The organism is Alishewanella sp. HH-ZS, assembly GCF_001704375.1.
Lineage (GTDB): Bacteria > Pseudomonadota > Gammaproteobacteria > Enterobacterales > Alteromonadaceae > Alishewanella > Alishewanella aestuarii.
This window is the reverse complement of sequence record NZ_LZEJ01000048.1, coordinates 1-15,995: the sequence shown is the minus strand read 5'-3', so window position 1 is coordinate 15,995 and position 15,995 is coordinate 1. Positions and strand designations below refer to the sequence as shown.

The 15,995-nt window shown below is 52.4% G+C and carries 16 protein-coding genes; all 16 read right to left on the bottom strand.

Annotated elements, in window-relative coordinates:
• Positions 1–59: 59 nt before the first annotated feature.
• The 16 genes from A9165_RS14860 to A9165_RS14785 all read right to left on the bottom strand — a co-directional run bounded on the left by A9165_RS14860 (position 60) and on the right by A9165_RS14785 (position 15,852).
• Complete coding sequence (locus tag A9165_RS14860; RefSeq protein WP_065956475.1) at positions 60–3,455, bottom strand: LamG domain-containing protein; 3,396 nt, start codon at positions 3,453–3,455, stop codon at positions 60–62.
• Positions 3,452–3,901, bottom strand: a complete 450-nt coding sequence (locus A9165_RS14855) for a type II secretory pathway component (protein ID WP_065956474.1) — start codon at positions 3,899–3,901, stop codon at positions 3,452–3,454. Before A9165_RS14855 ends, A9165_RS14860 begins: the two co-directional genes overlap by 4 nt.
• Complete coding sequence (locus tag A9165_RS14850; RefSeq protein WP_065956473.1) at positions 3,891–4,679, bottom strand: prepilin-type N-terminal cleavage/methylation domain-containing protein; 789 nt, start codon at positions 4,677–4,679, stop codon at positions 3,891–3,893. Before A9165_RS14850 ends, A9165_RS14855 begins: the two co-directional genes overlap by 11 nt.
• Entirely contained in the window at positions 4,679–5,260 is a 582-nt protein-coding gene (locus tag A9165_RS14845) for a prepilin-type N-terminal cleavage/methylation domain-containing protein (RefSeq protein ID WP_065956472.1), read from the bottom strand. Before A9165_RS14845 ends, A9165_RS14850 begins: the two co-directional genes overlap by 1 nt.
• On the bottom strand, positions 5,254–5,709 hold the full coding sequence (locus A9165_RS14840; RefSeq protein WP_065956471.1) for a prepilin-type N-terminal cleavage/methylation domain-containing protein: 456 nt from the start codon (positions 5,707–5,709) through the stop codon (positions 5,254–5,256). The genes A9165_RS14845 and A9165_RS14840 overlap by 7 nt, the downstream gene beginning before the upstream one ends.
• A gap of 6 nt (positions 5,710–5,715) precedes the next feature.
• A complete protein-coding gene (locus A9165_RS17200; protein ID WP_008608064.1) occupies positions 5,716–6,225 on the bottom strand; it encodes a prepilin-type N-terminal cleavage/methylation domain-containing protein in 510 nt (169 codons plus the stop codon).
• Positions 6,226–6,234: 9 nt separating this feature from the next.
• A complete protein-coding gene (locus A9165_RS14830) occupies positions 6,235–6,774 on the bottom strand; it encodes a prepilin-type N-terminal cleavage/methylation domain-containing protein (RefSeq protein WP_065956469.1) in 540 nt (179 codons plus the stop codon).
• A 96-nt stretch (positions 6,775–6,870) separates the two neighbouring features.
• Positions 6,871–8,085, bottom strand: coding sequence for a type II secretion system F family protein (locus tag A9165_RS14825; protein WP_065956468.1), 1,215 nt, complete (start codon positions 8,083–8,085; stop codon positions 6,871–6,873).
• 4 nt (positions 8,086–8,089) lie between these two features.
• Positions 8,090–9,829, bottom strand: a complete 1,740-nt coding sequence (locus tag A9165_RS14820) for a GspE/PulE family protein (RefSeq protein WP_065956467.1) — start codon at positions 9,827–9,829, stop codon at positions 8,090–8,092.
• A gap of 4 nt (positions 9,830–9,833) precedes the next feature.
• Positions 9,834–10,847, bottom strand: a complete 1,014-nt coding sequence (locus A9165_RS14815) for a hypothetical protein (protein WP_065956466.1) — start codon at positions 10,845–10,847, stop codon at positions 9,834–9,836.
• A complete protein-coding gene (locus tag A9165_RS14810; RefSeq protein ID WP_065956465.1) occupies positions 10,844–11,722 on the bottom strand; it encodes an ExeA family protein in 879 nt (292 codons plus the stop codon). The genes A9165_RS14815 and A9165_RS14810 overlap by 4 nt, the downstream gene beginning before the upstream one ends.
• 3 nt (positions 11,723–11,725) lie before the next feature.
• Positions 11,726–13,387, bottom strand: coding sequence for a pilus (MSHA type) biogenesis protein MshL (gene mshL, locus A9165_RS14805; protein WP_065956464.1), 1,662 nt, complete (start codon positions 13,385–13,387; stop codon positions 11,726–11,728).
• On the bottom strand, positions 13,377–13,694 hold the full coding sequence (locus A9165_RS14800; protein ID WP_065956463.1) for a hypothetical protein: 318 nt from the start codon (positions 13,692–13,694) through the stop codon (positions 13,377–13,379). Before A9165_RS14800 ends, mshL begins: the two co-directional genes overlap by 11 nt.
• A complete protein-coding gene (gene gspM / locus A9165_RS14795) occupies positions 13,672–14,328 on the bottom strand; it encodes a type II secretion system protein GspM (RefSeq protein ID WP_065956462.1) in 657 nt (218 codons plus the stop codon). Before gspM ends, A9165_RS14800 begins: the two co-directional genes overlap by 23 nt.
• The gene (locus A9165_RS14790; RefSeq protein ID WP_065956461.1) at positions 14,325–14,915 is read right to left on the bottom strand and encodes a PilN domain-containing protein; all 591 of its coding nucleotides are present in this window, start codon (positions 14,913–14,915) and stop codon (positions 14,325–14,327) included. The genes gspM and A9165_RS14790 overlap by 4 nt, the downstream gene beginning before the upstream one ends.
• On the bottom strand, positions 14,899–15,852 hold the full coding sequence (locus A9165_RS14785) for a hypothetical protein (protein WP_008608050.1): 954 nt from the start codon (positions 15,850–15,852) through the stop codon (positions 14,899–14,901). Before A9165_RS14785 ends, A9165_RS14790 begins: the two co-directional genes overlap by 17 nt.
• Between the last annotated feature and the right edge of the window lie 143 nt (positions 15,853–15,995).

Here is a 15,995-nt window from a genome sequence, read left to right as displayed (position 1 = left end):
ATTTCGTGGGGATACCTCAGGGTCTGACCTCTGACCGGTACCGGAGTGCTGTGGATAAGTTAGCGTTCGCGCCAGAAGATCTGACGTGGGTTGCCGCGGTAGCGGCCGAAGATCACTTCGTTTTGCGGATACTGGTTAAAACTACCGGTTTGTGTCCAATCGTAGGTTAGCCAGGGTGGTGCCTGATAACGATATCGGGCACTACCCGCCTCGCCAGGCGCCGCCAATAGCAATGCCAGCGGTGAACTGATGCCATTTTGTAATACGCTTTGGTAACCATTGACCTGACTTTGCGTAGCACCACTGACATGCTGCAACAAAGCAGGATCGATTGCCGAACACTGATCGAGGGAGTTGAAGCTAAAGCGTTGACCATCCCAGTACTCTGCGCGCAATGACAATGGCAAGCTCTCGAGTTCTGAACCAAAAGCATTATCCAGTACTAACCGACCATATCGAATATCTAAAGTTGCACCAAGAACCTTAGCAGGACAGTTACTCGTGCAAGGTCCGGTTACAGAAGGGTTAAAATCCGCGAGCAATATCGGTCTGTTATCAATTTCGAGTAACGGCTGTATTCCTAACTGCAATTGTCTGAAGGGGCCATCGGGCTGCTGGTTGCCTGCACGATTGAAACTAACGTCAGACTGCAGTACCTGATAGCGACCATCAACCCAGCTAGAAGGCGTGATTTGCAGCCGCCCCCCCAGCCCGGGTGTCTCTCCAGCAAAAAGATCTTTAGCCACTACCGCCAACTGGGCGACCCCCTGATAACGGGAACTATCATAGTTCTGCAGTACGCGACCTTCATCCCCCACTGCTTCAAGTTCATAACTTAGTTGAATCCCAGGCTGTTGCATATAACTGAAAGCACCACAGCTATTACTTACCTGGGAACTCGCCAGCCTGAATCCCACCGGGTAGAATCGGCCGATTGCCGGGCTTACTCCCGTAGCCAAAACATCACCCGCGTTCAGATAATTATTATCTGCCAGCCTCGCCCTCACTCGAATAGTACCAACTTCGCGCCACCTTGCAGTTACGCTCCGCTGGCGACCCGATTCGCCGGTAACAGGCTCGAACAGCCCAGATTCAAACAATCCGGCACCGCCGATACCTGCAACCGGATACAGCCGCTCGACAAAATCAAGCGTAATACGCTGTATCGGCTGCTCTCGGCCAAAATTCGGCGTACGTGCGCCCTGAGCATTGCGCGACTCAGCAAGAACCTGAAACGGGCGCTCTGCCGGCCAGAAGCCCACCCCCGAAGCCATACTACCGGGATTGGAGCCGGCAATATAAGGATTTGCAGATGCCTCCAAAAACTGAATAGTGTGGGGTTTGATCACAAAACTATTGCTGCTGGTTTGCAATGTCAAAGCCGGACCACTGATATCCTCCGGTAATACTAAGCGAACATGGAAACGTATGCGGCCAACATCACTGTACCGGTAACTGAAATCCGCGGCCCCCTGATTGTTAAAGTTCAGATTAACCGCTGTTCGATTTAAAGTGGCCCCGGCATTATTGAGCGCCACAGCCGTGTTATTGACCACAAATTGCTGGCCACTGACGCAGCTCTGCGGATTATTGCACTCCACGGCAAAATCAACATTTTGAGCCCCCGTCAAGCGGGTCTCGCAAGCCCCCGTTGTGGTATTGGTTCTCACCACGCGCAGTCGCCCCTGATAAGTATTACCGGCATGACCATCAGGAAATACAGTAGTACCGCTTTGTAACTCGTTTAGCAGTAGCCCCACATCAGTAAACTGCATCACGCAATTTGCTGTTGAGCCGATAAAGCATCGGGTTGCGTTTACAGTACTCAGGCTGGTCGTCGCACCCAAGGTAACGTTACCCGCTTGCGTTCGGTTAAAGCTGTAATTACCCTGCCCTGCAGTGAGTAAGGTGGTACCGTAAAAACCGCCGCTCAACTGAAAGTCAACCGGTACATAACCAGGGAAAAGGTTAGAGCAAGTGTCATTTAAGCAGGCTTTAATCACTACGGTTTCGGCATCACAAGTCAGCCCCTGGCCATCGTGTTCAATGCGCAGGTGATCAATACTGATACAAGGGTGGCTGGCGTCGCGGTCGGCTATCACATCGCTACTACTGATTTCGTAGTTGTAAACCTTAATCTCATCCAGCAAACCATCGGCAGAATTCACGGTACTGGCATTCGATTGTGAGATGTTGTTAGGATTATCGCCAAAAAACAGCGTCCCCAAACTGGCAGGTAACTGGCCATTTGTTGTACCTTGCTGACTCTGCACCAGAACACCATCTAAATAAATACGTAAAATTGTCTGATTTGTGCCCGCAGCAACGCGCCAGGATACGGCAATATGCTTCCAAACACCTGCGGCAAAACTGTAGTTACCGGTTTCAGCGGCTATGATATTACCCTGGGTATCGGCTACCCGGAATAGTAGCCGACCATTGCTGCGCTTGGTCAAATGGAACCAGGCGTTACTCGCTGATGTCGCATCAAATAACTGATTATCTCTGGTGTTCCAGCTAGTGTTACCCCGGTACCAAAAGCTGATACTGCCACTGTTACCAATAGCCGAGTCCACATCAATATTAGTATTAATACCCGCAACGGTTTGATTAGTATTCAATGGAATACTGGCAGCCCGGCAAACCCGGCCATCTACCACCGACTGCACAGCGCCAAGAGTATTGCCGGCATAACCGTTACCGGTCCAGTCTACGACCTCATTCGGACGACCACTCCAGTTCTGTTCTTCAAACCAGTACTCGGCCAAGCGGGTCGGCGCGCCACTTGGCTTAAACCAACGAATGGCAGTGCCGGCATAACTAAAATTACTGTTAAACGAATATAGCGTAAAATCGCTATTGTCTATCTCAACACCGATAGTCGCGCTAACGCCACTGGCGTTACCGGTTCCATATTGATAAACAAATTCACCGTTCTCAAACAGGATGATCTGAAAGCTATACTGACCACCAAAGTTAAAATGCGGCACGTTCTCCCAAGACACCACAAAGCGCCGGTTTGGCCCTGTGCCCTTTGTTTGATAACGCACAGTCCCCCCCAGTGCCGGGTTAATATCATCCCAGTAAACTAACAATAAGCGATCAGGTTGAGTACCAGGAGTACAGTTCGAACAATTGGGGCTTGGAGGCGGCGTAGTCACCGGTAGGTTAGTATTTTCGTAGTGGCGGTGAAACTGCGTATCGGCACCGAATTGCAGCACGCCATTAGCATGGATCCGTACCTGAGTATAATTTACGCCGCCAAAGTTAAAGGTAAAACCCAGATTCACAACTTGTTTATCATCGTCGTTTGGATACCCGGTTTGCGTCCTATCCCACACCACATTGGTATTGGCACTCTCCCAGGCATAGGTTGTTGAGCGAAAGGCATAGGTTGCGGCTGTTGCGTCAAAGCACCATAGCGCCCCGAGAAACATGATAATCAGCCATTTCATTGCCTGACCTCCAGCACCAGTTCGCGGCTGGTGACAAAGTTATCCGCCTGGCAGATACCGGTGCTACTAAGCTGATATAACACCGTTGCCACATTCCCGGCGGGTAAGCTCTGCGCCTGGCAACTTACCTCGGCGCGACACCCACGCAAGCCATCATCGCTAAAATTTAAACTCAGTGCACCGCAACTGGCAGCACCTGTTAGCGGAAACACCCGGGTTAGCGCCAGCTCCAAACCGCTTTGCGCGGCAAAAAAAGCCCGGCTGCCCTGCACTTCATATACCAGCGACTCAGATGAGCTTAACAATAACCGCGATAAACTGAGGATCACCGCCAGCATCACCACAATAATAAACACGGCAATCACCAGGGCACTGCCACGCTGCTTAAGCGCTGTGGCAGAGTAATACGTTGGCAGACGCGATTCAGGGTACGATTTAGGGTACATTGTAAAGATGCACCTCATAGTTAAAAAACAAATCGTCGCCACTTTGGGATGCAAAACGCAGTAATAAGTTGACCACATTATTGCGCGTCAGCGATACCGCTTGCTGGCTAAAACGCACCTCAGCCAGCTGTTTAGCCATCAACACGCCGCCACCCGCGGGAGGTAAGGGCTGCGCAGCATTAAAGGCATAGCCAGTGAAACGTCTAAGCTCCCGACTTAGTGCGTTATAGCAAAAGCTTACCGGGCTGTCAGCGAGAATAAAAAAGCGCTGCTCCGGCGAGCCAGCCGGAAAGCTGTGATTGTTACTAAGATTAAACTGATGGGTGCCCGGGTTAGCATCGCTATCCGGCGCCAGCGTACCACTAAGTAAAATCGTCGCGCCGCCCTGCTGATAAATATCTGCCGGCTGCCTTGGATAAATACTAAACGGCAAACCAACAAAATTGGCTTGCCAGTTGGCATGCAGTAAAAGCAACTGACTGCCACTGTCCGGCGCTATCGGTGCCTGCTGATACAGGCCGCTACTGAGTAGTGGTGTAAACTCCAGGCAATGCCAGGGCGCAGCATTAGCAATCCGAACACTGTTTGGTGCAGCCTGGCGTAATTCCCGCACCAGCCGCTCGGCAGCAAAACGCCCGGCACTTAAAATTTGCTCGCGCTCGGCGGCATCGCTAAACATGCGGGCACCGGTGCCCAGATAGCGACTGGTACCAAGCGCTAACAACGCCAGCAATACCATTACCACCACCAGCTCAATCAGCGTAAAACCGCGCGCCATTACCAATTCCCCCGATAGGCACTAAACTGCAGAGTGCTACCTGTCGGCGTGGTCACTGCCACTGTGATGCGCTTAGCACTAAAAGCCGGTAAACTGATACCACCAACCTGCTCCGGCGCAGGATAACTCACGGTCACCATTACCTGATAGTTCAGATAGACACTGGCCAGCTCCTCACCCAATAACGAACTTAGCTCACCGGCACTGCCAACAAAGCCATGAAAATCGTCCACATCGTTATAGCTAAGCCGGGTCTCGCTGCCATCCGGACCAAACTGGCCCACAGGGGTGCAGGCAGGCGCACCGGCCTCAGCACAGCGCAGTAAGCCGCCGCTGCGGTTACTGTTTTCATCAAAACTTAACGCCAGAATTTCATTAAGCAGGCTTTGCCCAAGCTCTGCCGCCCGCACCTGATGCCAGGGATCGGTACTACGTACAAATAGCGGGCTGAGTATCGAGGTGATCAGGGTAAGTGCTATCGCCAGCACCGTAATGCCCACCACTAACTCAACCAGCGTTACCCCCTGCTGTTTACGCCGGGCCTGGGTTATCGCTATTAAAGAGGCGGTACGGGCTAACATAGATGGATAAAGCCTTCGCTTTCCAGGCACAGGCTCAGTGTAACCTGGCCCTGCAACCGAATTTGACAACCGGCAGCCTGACATTGCACCGGCCGGCCCCAGCTATCAAAATTAAGCTCGGTTAAATTTGCAGGCTGGCTACTGAGTTGCACACTGCCATCGGTGATACACAAATGACTGGCATCATTTAAGCACGCTGTTGTCGTACCCAAACGATCAGCGGCCAGTCGGACGCTAACCGGCGGGCAAATTGCCGGGTTAGTTGCAGTACACTGCATCGCCTGTTGCTGCGCACGCCGCAGTACCGCAAGCGCCTGCTCACGCAGCAAATATTCACTGCTACCTGCAGATGAAAAAAAACGGGGTACCAGGCTTATCGCCAGTACCCCGATAATAATAATAACCACGATAAGCTCGACTAGTGTAAAGCCGTGTGGTTGCTTATTCATTTTTTGCTAGCAACCATCCGCGAAGACTTTTACTGATGGCTTTGTAGCTACGTCCTCAGCTTGAACGTAAATGACATGGCAAGAAGTTGCTTCGGTTGTACCTAAAGCTGTACCAGCTGCAGATATCACAACGCTTACAGTACCTTGTGCTCCAAAAGCTGGTACATTATCTGCAGTACTTGGTACGATATTCCAGTCATCTGAATCCAAATCTACAGCAGCTCTTATCGCAACTGCTGTTGCAGCGGGATAACCAAAAACCAAAGCAACATTTGTTGGATTTGTAACAGCATCAGCTGCAAGAGTGGGCTGATTTTGTACTCCTGCAATCACAGCCTTACCATATACCAATGCTGATGCTGACTCTAAAGCACCCTTGACACCACTCAAGGTTGACTTTCTGGCATCGCTACCAAAATTAAAAAACCTCGGTGCCGCTGTAATCGCCAAGATCCCCAGAATCACAATCACAATAATTAATTCAATTAACGTAAAGCCACTTTGTTGCCGTTTCATGCTGATACCTCAGTTCTTATTAATAAAAGTACTTACCCGACCGGTGGCCGGGATATAAACAAAACCATTCAGATTAATTTGATTAGTTGGTGCTGCTACCAACCCCGCCGTTTGATAGTAAGTGCAGGCATGATCCGGGGCAAATAGCTGGGTATCGACCCGCACAAACAGCCGGGCGCGGCGGATATCCTCGATATTGCTCGAGGTGGTAGCGCGTGGCGGGCTTTGCATTATGCTGTCCAGCACCAATAAACACTGCTGGGCGCTCATCGCTTGCGGTAAGCCCCCTCCGGTAGGATAACCATTGCTGCCTACCGCTATTGGCGTGCCCTCCAACAGTACCTGCCCAACAGGGCGTCCTGCCAACTCCCACTGGCTGCGGGTTAAACTTACCGCCGAGGCAAAGGCGCTGGCCACAGCTTCAATAGACACCTCTTCCGCATCCTTGGTGGCGCTGATAAAACGTGGCAAAGCCACCGCAGCCAATAAGCCCAGGATGATGATCACGATCACTATTTCAATCAGGGTAAAACCGTTACGCTTTAACATCTTAGTGTATCCACTGCCCTTTTAATTGATTATGCGCGATAACCTTGATACGCGCCAGTACAGTTTTAACCCAGCTGGGGTCTTTGGCGGACTAAGCTAACGCCCTTTATAGGCATCCAGCATATCCCACATTGGGGTAAAGATGCCCAGTGCCAGAATCAGGACCATCGCTGCCACTATCGCAATTAAAATCGGTTCGATTTTGCTGGTCAGGCTTTTTAAATCAAAGGCCACTTCCCGCTCATAAAAGCCTGCCACTTCCGTCAGCATTTCATCCATCTGACCGGTTTCCTCGCCTACCGATAACATCTGCAGCACCAGCGGCGTAAAGATACCGCTTTGCTGCGCCACCCGGTACAGGCTCTCGCCGCGTTCAATATTGCGCCGCATCTCGCGAATTAGCTCGCCCAGATGATCGTTGTCCACCGCCTCTGCCACCAGATTTAACGCGGTAGTAATAGGTACCCCGGCCTTTAACATCATGCCAAAACTGCGGGCAAAGCGCCCCAGCGTGGCGCGGTTAATAATATCGCCGACCAGTGGCAAGCGCAGTTTTATCCGCCCCCACCAGAGCTTGCCCGCGGCCGTTTGCAGATAATGCCGCCACCAGAAAACCAGTACCACGCTGCTAAATAACAAATAGGGCCAGTAAGCGGTAAAAAAGCCTGAGCTGGCCAGCAGAACCTTGGTAGACCAGGGTAGTTCCGCATTAAAGCGGCTGAACATGGCAGCAAATTGCGGGATCACGAACAGGTTCATAATCACGACCGCCACCAACAAGGCAATCAGCACCATGGTCGGATAACGGCTGGCCTGTTTGATCTGTTTACGGGTTTCCTGCTCCTGCTCAAAATAAAAACTGAGCTGCATAAAGGCTTCATCCAGCCGGCCGGTATTCTCGCCAACATGCACCATACTGATAATCAGCCGGTTAAATACCTGCGGATGTGCCGCCATTGCTGTGGATAAATTACGGCCATTTTGCAATTGCTCCAGCACGTCTGTCAGTACCCGTTGCATCGCCACCGAACGGGCACTTTCCAGTAAGCTGCTAATGGCGCGGATAATCGGGATCCCCGCTTTGTTTAGCGAGTACATTTGCCGGGAAAAGATAATCAGTTCATCCAGCCCAACTTTAGCCTGCCAACTAAACCAACTTGCGCCCTTGCTCTCTGCCAGCGGGTTAATCGCAACAGGGATCAAGCCGCGCTCACGCAGCGTGTTAGCCGCGGCGGCCAGATCCGCAGCCTCTAACTGCCCCGCTACCGGCTGCCCCTTTAAATCACGGGCGCTATACTGAAAACCGGGCATCGGCTTAACTCTCTGCTAACAGCGCGCTAAAGGCGCTTTGCGGGTCTGACTCCAGATACTCCGATACCTTCATCACCTCTTCCAGGCTGGTCACGCCTTTACGGGCGTAGTCCAGTGCCATCAGTCCCAGGCTGACAAAACCCTCGCTGTGATATGCCAAGCTGGTAAAGGCCTCAGCATCGTTTCGCCTAAGGGCATCAGCCAGCGGCTTAGTCAGTACCAGCAGCTCGAACACCCCGAGCCGCCCCTTGTAACCGGTATTATTACAGGACTGACAGCCGGGCCCATGCCAGAAAGGCGTACCTTCCGGAATTTTATGATGACGCAGCCAGTTTTGCTCCAGCTCATCCGGCTGGTATGGAGTTTTACAATATTCGCACAGCCGGCGTACCAGGCGCTGTGCAATAATAGCGCGTAGTGCACTCGCCACCAGATAAGGCGCGGCGCCCATATCAATTAAGCGTAGGGTACTGGTTACCGCATCATTAGTATGCAGGGTAGACAACACCAGGTGACCGGTTAAAGCGCCACGCAGGCCCATTTCGGCCGTTTCCTGATCGCGCATCTCGCCCACCATAATAATGTCCGGGTCTTGCCGCAGCGTGGTCCTGAGTACCTTGCTAAAACTTAAATCAATTTTCGGGTTCACCTGCACCTGATTTATCCTTGGCAGGCGGTATTCCACCGGATCTTCCACCGTAATAATCTTACTGCCCGGCTGATTCAGTTCACTTAACATGCCATACAGTGTGGTGGTTTTACCGGAACCGGTTGGCCCGGTAACGAGCAACATGCCATGCGGGCTTTGCATAATGCGTCTGAGCCGGCGCAGCATCTGCTCCGGCATACCGGTATCTTCCAGTGTCAGTACCCCGGCCGATTGATCCAGTAAGCGCATAACCACCGACTCGCCATATTGCACCGGCATAGTCGACATCCGCACATCAATCTTATGTTGCTTTACCGTGATCTGAAAGCGGCCGTCCTGCGGCAAACGTTTTTCCGAAATATCGAGACTGGCCATCAGCTTTAAGCGCAGTACCAGTGCCGACGCGATACTGACCTCATTCAGGATATTTTCTTGCAGCACACCATCAATCCGCTGACGAATGCGCAGCACTTTTTCATCCGGCTCAATATGAATATCCGAAGCCCGGACCTGCACTGCGTCTTCAAAAATCGACTGCAGTAACCGCGAGATGGTGTTGTCGGCTTCCGACTGCTCGGCCAGCGCAAACTCCTGCTCAGGCGCAGCACCGTATTCCTGCTTGAGCTGGGTGGCAAAACTTTCAATATCTTTGGTGCGTCGGTACAGGGTATCAAACGCCTGCATTAGCTGGCTTTCCCGCACTACCGCGAGTCGAATCTCCCGCGGCGCCAGAAACTGCGATAACTGATCCAGCGCCGTCAGATCCGCCGGATCGCTCATTCCCAGTAATACGGATTGCTCATTGGCTTCCAACACCAGCGCCCGAAAGCGACGCGCCTGTACTTCGGATAATAGCTGGGCATCCCTAGCTTCAATCCGTCGCTGTGCAATATCCAAAAAAGGCAGCTGCAGCTGCTGCGCCAAAAATTGTAATAGCTGCTGCTCCGACAAAAAATTCAGCTCAATCAGCGTCGCGCCTAACTTGCGACCGCTTTCCTGCTGCCGCTTTAAGGCTTCCAGCAGTTGCTGTTCACTGATAATTTTTTCGTGAACCAGCAGATCGCCCAGCCGCATTTTAAGTTTTGGTTTTTGCATGGTGTTAGTTCATCTGATTCAGTTGTTGTTGTAAAAATTGCTGGCTGGCCGGTGCCAAACGCTGCTGTTGTTGCCAGGCTTGCTGATAATACTGCCTGGCCAATGCCTGTTGCCCCTGCTGTGCCGCCGCTATTCCCGCAGCCAGATTCCAGCCCGGATGCGCCGGCTCAACGGTTAAAAGCTGTTGATATAGCGAGAGCGCCGCCGGCCAGTCCTGCTGTTGCTGCAGGATCGCAGCCCTGAGTGCCAGATACTCCGGAAACTCGCCGGCCGAAACCGGCGAATTAAGCTCAAGCAAGGCCTGTTGTAACTGCCCGGCCGCCACTAAGGCCGCGGCCTGCGACATCTGTTGTTCTAAAAAGGATGGCCGGCTTTGCTCAATCGCCAGCTGACCGCTACCGGCTTGAATTGAAGCAGGTGCTTGTTGCCCGGAACTACGGTTTGCTGGCGGCAGGATCTGAGTTGTCGCGACTACAACAGGCTTTGTTGGCTCAGCTCCCAAGGCTACATCTTGTTCTTTTGATGTTTGCCGCTTAGTTGGGTTCTCAGTCACGGAGTTCTCTGTTTCGGGTATCTCTGCCAATGGCTGCGCCGACGCAACCAGCACAACCGCATTTTGGCTGCTAATGACAGCCGTGTTCTGCGCTGCGGCCGGTATCATCGTATTGGTTGGCGAGCCAGCAGCAGCGGTTTCGGTAAGCGAAAGTGGCAAAGCTGTCGCTGGCTCAGACGCGACAGTTTCAGTAACAGCTAAGGCCGGTGAGGCCACGCTGATCTGGGACTGAGGCTGGGATTGGAACTGCGGCAAAGCCAGAGACTTATCAGTATCAAACCAAAAGTACTTCACCAGCTGATAGCTTAAAAAGCCCAGCACAAATAGCAGCAGATTACGTCGCCAATGACTTTGCGAAGGCTTATCGCCGCGGACGTCGGTGTTTAACGCAGCAGAATGGCCAATAGCATTAGTGCTGGCCTGGCGCTTCTCTAAATCCTGCAGCATTTTATTAATCACACTCATCCGCTTACCCTTAATGCCGTTAACCAGAGTAAAGCCGGGCCCAGCAACGGCCAGTGATGTGAACGGCAGCGCACTGCCGCTGTATCTGCGGCGGCAAAACGGATATGACGCCAGTTAACCTGCGCTGCGCCCTCGCCATAAGCCAGCATCAGGCATTTGTGCGCCAGAATATTCACCAGCCTGGGAATACCCCGGCTGTATACATGCAGCAGCTTTAATGCCGTAACAGAAAAACGCTGCTGCGTAGAGCCGGCGATCTGTAAGCGGTGCTGCACATAATGCTGCAGCTGTGCTGCGGTCATTCCTGTAAGTTGCTGCGAAAAGGTAATACGTTGTTGTAACTGGCGAAAAGCAGAACTCGCCAGCCTTTTATCAAGCTCAGGCTGAGCAAATAACACCACCTGTAATAATTTTTGCTGCTCGGTTTCCAGATTGGTTAATAGCCGCAGCGTTTCAAGCGTATCATCCGGCAGTGCCTGAGCTTCATCAATGACCAGCACCACCCGTTTTTGCTGCCCGGCCAGCAAGATCAGCTGACGTTGTAATAATTGCAGTAACTGCGGGGTATCGATATTAGCCGAGTATTTCAACCCCAGTTCCTGCGCCAGCGCCCAGCGTAACTCCAGCGGTGTCAGTGCCGGATCCGGCAAATACGCCAACTGCCAACTGGCCGGCGCGTGCTTGAGCAGCAAACGGCAAAGCAGCGTTTTACCGGTCCCGACTTCACCGGTAACCTTGATAAAGCCCTCGCCACTGTCAATAGCGGTACGCAAGGTGGTCAGCGCGGCTTCATGCTGGGGGAGTTGCAAATAAAATGCGGTATCCGGCGTCAGACTGAACGGGATCTGCGTCAGCTGAAAATAGCCGGTATACATGCGTTATTGCCCTTGCTGCCAGCGCTGCAGCTGCTCGCTGGATTGGCCAATTTGCTGCTGCCAGACACCCGGCTCGACTACCGTCGGCTTTAACAGGATCACCAGCTCTTTCTTCTGTTCGATTTGCCGTTTGCTGGTAAATAGCTGGCCCAGCCCCGGAATCGCCCCCAGGATTGGCGTACGTGACACCGAATCAGACTTCACCGTTTGCATCAGGCCACCAATGACCACTATCTCACCGCTACGGGCGCGGATCAGGGTATCCGACTGGCGGATATTACTTTGCGCCAGCGGCAACACCACGGTTTCGTCACTAAAACGGATGGTTTTGCTTTGCTCCGAGGTTTCGGTTACCGACGGGTTAACATGCAGGATCACCGCTCCCTGGGCATCAATTTGTGGTGTCACGTCCAGTGCGATACCGGAGAAAAACGGCTGTAAACTGATGTTGGGTGAGGTGGTGGTGGCACCGGTGCCGGCAATGGTAGTGTTACTGGTCACATCGGTCACAAAGTACTCATCCTGGCCAACCTTAATCACCGCCTTTTGATTATTCATCGCCGTAACCCGAGGGCTGGATAAGACCTGGGCATTGCCCTGCGTTTGCAGCAGGTTAATCACACCGTTAAAGTCGGCATTATTAAAACTGATCGCCGTTACGCCGCCCAGCTGAGCAGTTAAGGCGTTTGCCGGGGTAATACCAGAGGTCGTTAAGTTAAACTCGGTGCTGCGAATAGAGGCCAGGGCATTTTGCCAGTTAATCCCCTGCTGGTAATCGTCATTAAGTGTAACTTCAATAATCCGTGCTTCCAGTACCACCTGGCGCTGCAAATGCTGCTCAGTTTGCCCCAGAAAGGCACGGATGGCCGCAATTTCATCCGGCATGGCGCGTACTGTTACCAGGCCAGCCTGCGGACTAACCACCACCATTCGCTCCGGTGCTTGAGCTAAAAAGGCCTGCAGCGTTTGCTCTAAATCTTTCCAAAAATCAGTGCGGTTCTCGGTTTGGATACTGCTGCCACTAAACTGCTGCTGATTACCCATCGAGCCCCGGTTTCCCAGGCTATTGCTGCTACCCAGATTATTGCTATTAAAATTGCCGCGGTTATTCTGATTACTTTGATTATTACTGTTTTGCGAGACGCCACCCGAGTTCACGGTAATGGCCGACAAGCCCTGACGCTGTAACATCAAATAGTTAACGGCGATAGTTTCGGTACGCAGCGCCGCCGGAAATACCTGAAAGATACTGCCACTTTGCCGCACATCTAAGCCAAACAGCTGTCTGACCTGCTCCAACGTCTCGGCCAACGTAACCTGCTTTAACTGCAGGCTGATGCGGCCGCTCACCTCGGGGTGTACCACCATACTGTATGGCGTATCCGCCACCAGCGAGCGCAGAAAATCCGGCAAGGCCACATCCTGCGCATTCACATTAAATCGGGGTTCATTGCGCAGCAGCGGCCGCAGCGATTCGGCCAGCACTTCCTGTTGCACCGCTAAAGGTACCGCAGGATTTGCCACCACAGGTGCCGGCATAGACGCCGCCTGCGATAACTGATTAGTGGCATCGGCAGTGACCTTGGGATCCGGTGTGATCTTGCAACCGGCTAACAGCAGCGAGGATACGGCGACAACGGAATAACTCAGACGACTAAGGTTCATAGGTTTTGATCTTTTTATTATTAATCGAAAGTTGTAACTGCCCGCTATCGCCAACCAACACGACACGTTCAGCCGTAATACTCTGCACCCGGTAGTGCCCGAAACGATCGCCGGCTTTGACTAAGTTGCCATTTAGCATAGCCTGATAACCACTGGCTGTCTCAATAATCAGTTCCAGCCGCGGACCCGCCGCAGCCGCACTCTGAGCGCCCTGCTGCTGTGCCTGCACTGTTGCCGGAGGCCGGGTCGGATCGGCCAGCAGTGGCAGTGCCAACAGCAACAGACTAAAACTGAATATAGCTTTCATGTTCACTTACCGTAGCCAGTTGCAGCGTCAGATGCGCCAGCGGATGTTGTTGGACCTGATAGTCCAGTTGTTGCCAGCGCAGTAGCCAGGGCAAGCGTTCTAATGCCTGCACTAACTGCTGCAGCTCGTCATATGTCCCCTGCACCACGACAGTGGTCAGGTGTTGATACAGAGCCGGCGGTTCAGCACTGTCTTGTCCCGGCAGATGCATGGGCTGCGCGGGAGCTGCTTGTAATGACACTAGCTGTAAGGCTTTCAGTTCGGCAAGGACATCGTGTAACAGCGCCACAGTTTGGCTACCGGTGATAAAACGGGCCTGAAAGGGTTTAAGTTGCTCTGCCTGCTGCTGATTCAGCTCAAGTTGCTGTGCCAGTTGTTGGCGCAGCGGCTGGTTAATATCAACACTAAGCTCTTGAGCCAGCTGTTCATTTTGCGCCGTTAATGCTGCCAGTTGCTGCTGCAGTTGCGAGCTTTGACGCTGCGCCTGCTGATAGCGCAGCCAGGCCGGTTCTATCAGCAATATCAATAACAAATAAGCCAGCACTAATAGCAGGCCGAAGAAAACTAACCGCTTTTCTCTTAGCTTCAGCGCGTCATAACGTGTATTTAATTGCTGCCAGCTGGTTGCGCTCATGGCGTTACTCCCGGGCGGCTATCCAGTTTAAATTGCACTAACGACGACTCCGCCTGCTGTTGTAACTGCACCTGCTGAAATTGCTGGCCTTTTAATTCGCTGATTTGTGACAGCTCATTTAACCAGAGCGCGACACTGGCCGGTTGTTGGGTTAGTCCCTGCCAACTGCTGCCATTACTGCTCAGACGAAAGCGCTCTAACCAAAGCTCCGGCCGGTCTATTTTTACTAATGCCGTCAGTACCGGGCTAAAACGGGTACCGTTTTGCTGCTGTAACAAAAACTGTAACAAGGCCTGACGTCGCAGCTGATCCTGCTGCGCCAGCAGCAATTGCTGCTGCAACTGGCTGTCTGGCTGTCGTTGCAATAAAGCCAGTTGCAAGGTTTCGGCTTGTTGCTGTAATTGTTGCTGCTGTAATTGTAACGCCTGCACTGTCTGTAATTGCTGTTGACTCAGATAACTGAATGCTGCCATCAACAGCAGCATAAGCCCGACTAATACGGCGCTATAAATCCCCAGATTGCGCAGCGGCAATACCGGTTGTGCCGGCAATAAGCTGGCAGAAAAGAGATTAACTTGCTGCTTCAAGGGTCACCTCTACCGGTTGCTGTAGACGATGCAGCGCCACTATCGCTGGCCAGTGTAATGGCAGCTCCAGCTGTCGTGCCCACTGCCAATTATCAGGTAGGGTTAGCACCTTGGCCTGATTAAAGCCGGCTTGTTGAAATAACGCCGGCAGCTCGGCTAACTGCGGGTGCGCCAGCAGTAGCAAAATTTCACGCACCGGAGGTAACTTCAGCTGGGCTTCAATAAAATCCATCGAGCGCTGCACTTCCAGCAGCAAGTTATCCAGCAAGCCAAACTGTAACTCAGTGCTACTGCTCTTCAACAGCTGCTGGTAACCACGTAAATGCCTGCTAAAGCAGAGCTGGCCGTCGCGAACGACCTTTAAAATCACTTCATGACCGGGCTGTTGTTGCACAATTAACCGGGTCGGCCCCTGCGACGGTAACAGATCGCGACTTAACAATTCTTCGGCCAGAATTTGCTGAGGCTGATGGCCGGCGTCGACCAGCAGCTTACAGAGTTGCTGTAAAAAACCTTTACTGGCAACCACCACATTCACCTTAGCACTGGCACCGGCAGTTGCCGGCATATCAAGATAGTCGAGCTGCATATCTTCCGGTGGCAAATTACAGATGTCTTTCAGCAGCCAGGGCAAAGCCTGATGCATTTCAGCGGCAGGGATATTGGGTTTATCCAGCGGCAGTAACTGATAATGCTCCGGGCCCAACACGATACTGACCGCACTCGCCGGTAACTCTTTTAACAGGGCTGGCAAGGCCGTTAACACTGTTGCGCCCTGTAACGGCACAAGCCGGCTTACCGGGGCAGATAAGCCGGATTTAAGCTTATCCGCCCGCGCCGACAAGAGATGAATTTGGTGTTCCTGCAGATGTAGTACCAGCAAGGATCTAACGCCCGGAGCCTGACCTGAAAACCTACGCCAAAATTGCTGCAACATCTGTTACATAACCTTTGTGAACCCTTAGCTTTAGAATAACGATAAGCCGCTGACTGAGCAATAAATTCTTCATCACTAAAGTTATCCACAGCACTCCGGTACCGGCCAGAGCTCTGACCTCAGACCGGTACCGGAGAATAATA

Bases quoted from the DNA above. Each gene is read 5' to 3' on its own strand.
- A9165_RS14860 (WP_065956475.1), bottom strand. From the start codon at position 3,455: ATGAAATGGCTGATTATCATGTTTCTCGGGGCGCTATGGTGCTTTGAC.
- A9165_RS14855 (WP_065956474.1), bottom strand. From the start codon at position 3,901: ATGTACCCTAAATCGTACCCTGAATCGCGTCTGCCAACGTATTACTCT.
- A9165_RS14850 (WP_065956473.1), bottom strand. From the start codon at position 4,679: ATGGCGCGCGGTTTTACGCTGATTGAGCTGGTGGTGGTAATGGTATTG.
- A9165_RS14845 (WP_065956472.1), bottom strand. From the start codon at position 5,260: ATGTTAGCCCGTACCGCCTCTTTAATAGCGATAACCCAGGCCCGGCGT.
- A9165_RS14840 (WP_065956471.1), bottom strand. From the start codon at position 5,709: ATGAATAAGCAACCACACGGCTTTACACTAGTCGAGCTTATCGTGGTT.
- A9165_RS17200 (WP_008608064.1), bottom strand. From the start codon at position 6,225: ATGAAACGGCAACAAAGTGGCTTTACGTTAATTGAATTAATTATTGTG.
- A9165_RS14830 (WP_065956469.1), bottom strand. From the start codon at position 6,774: ATGTTAAAGCGTAACGGTTTTACCCTGATTGAAATAGTGATCGTGATC.
- A9165_RS14825 (WP_065956468.1), bottom strand. From the start codon at position 8,085: ATGCCCGGTTTTCAGTATAGCGCCCGTGATTTAAAGGGGCAGCCGGTA.
- A9165_RS14820 (WP_065956467.1), bottom strand. From the start codon at position 9,829: ATGCAAAAACCAAAACTTAAAATGCGGCTGGGCGATCTGCTGGTTCAC.
- A9165_RS14815 (WP_065956466.1), bottom strand. From the start codon at position 10,847: ATGAGTGTGATTAATAAAATGCTGCAGGATTTAGAGAAGCGCCAGGCC.
- A9165_RS14810 (WP_065956465.1), bottom strand. From the start codon at position 11,722: ATGTATACCGGCTATTTTCAGCTGACGCAGATCCCGTTCAGTCTGACG.
- mshL (WP_065956464.1), bottom strand. From the start codon at position 13,387: ATGAACCTTAGTCGTCTGAGTTATTCCGTTGTCGCCGTATCCTCGCTG.
- A9165_RS14800 (WP_065956463.1), bottom strand. From the start codon at position 13,694: ATGAAAGCTATATTCAGTTTTAGTCTGTTGCTGTTGGCACTGCCACTG.
- gspM (WP_065956462.1), bottom strand. From the start codon at position 14,328: ATGAGCGCAACCAGCTGGCAGCAATTAAATACACGTTATGACGCGCTG.
- A9165_RS14785 (WP_008608050.1), bottom strand. From the start codon at position 15,852: ATGTTGCAGCAATTTTGGCGTAGGTTTTCAGGTCAGGCTCCGGGCGTT.